Origin of the sequence: Zobellia sp. 1_MG-2023 (genome assembly GCF_030549125.1) — a bacterium.
Classification (GTDB): Bacteria; Bacteroidota; Bacteroidia; order Flavobacteriales; family Flavobacteriaceae; genus Zobellia; species Zobellia russellii.
The window spans coordinates 1-1,007 of sequence record NZ_JAUOSY010000028.1 but is presented as its reverse complement, the minus strand read 5'-3'; the positions used below and the strand labels follow the sequence as shown (position 1 = coordinate 1,007).

At 56.3% G+C, this 1,007-nt stretch carries 1 protein-coding gene; it reads right to left on the bottom strand.

The annotated features are described in order from the left end of the window. Window positions 1-695 (bottom strand): PKD domain-containing protein (locus tag Q4597_RS19690; protein WP_408065849.1); only part of this gene is annotated, 695 nt, incomplete at its 3' end. Between the last annotated feature and the right edge of the window lie 312 nt (window positions 696-1,007).

The window sequence follows — 1,007 nt, the reverse complement described above, 5'->3', positions numbered from 1 at the left end:
ATGGTCGCCGTTGTGGGACCGTTGACCTGCGTCCAGGCGTAAGAGGCAATCGTACCGGGGGGCGTATCGCTACTTCCCGAACCGTCCAATGTAACGGAACTCGTAGGCAGGGTGATGGTCCGGTCGGGACCGGCATTCGCTTGGGGAGCCACGTTTTGTGCGGCATCCACCGTAACGTTCACGGTATAGTTCAAGGTAGTGTTATCCTCGGCGGTTACGGTGTAGGTTACATTGTTGGTGAAGTCAGTGGGGGTCCCTGAAGGTGGGTTGACAGACTGTCCAAAAAATTCAATAATAGGGGACAATGCGGTTACATCCGTTCCAAAAGGCAAGGTCACCGATATATCCGTACCGTTGAATGTTCCCGATACCCCATCAATCACGAAACTGTCAATTGATTTTTCACCGCTGGTTTCCGTGACAACGTTCACGGTCCAGACCTGTGGGTTACCGTTCTCTGCGGTCACGGTATAGTTCACGGGCTGGCTGAAATCCTGTTGTGATGCCGGCCCGGGGTCTATGCCTGCCCCAGTGGAAATATCCAATATGGAGGGAACTACGTTCAGGTCCGTTCCGTTCGGTACGTTCACCGTTATGGTATGGTTAACATCGTTTATGGCCACACTGTTCTGAACGGGCAGTTCAAAGCCCGTTATCGCGTTCAGGCCGCTTCCCGTGGGCTGGGATACGGTCACGTTCACGGTCCAGACCTGCGGCGTCCCGTTTTCCGCGGTAACGGTATAGAGCACCTGTCCGCTAAAATCCTGTACGGCGCCTATCGCGGGCAAGACCGTGGCCCCGGGCGAGACCCCTAGGACCTGTGGGGCGACGTTCAGGTCCGTTCCGTCGGGTACGTTCACCGTTACCGTATTGGTACCCGGGTCGATATCCGCACTGTTCTGGACCGGGAGCCCGAACGCGGTTATGTCATTGGCCCCGCTCCCCGTAGGCGGCAATACGGTGGTATTGACCGTCCACTCCTGTGTATCGCCATTTTCCGCTGTGAC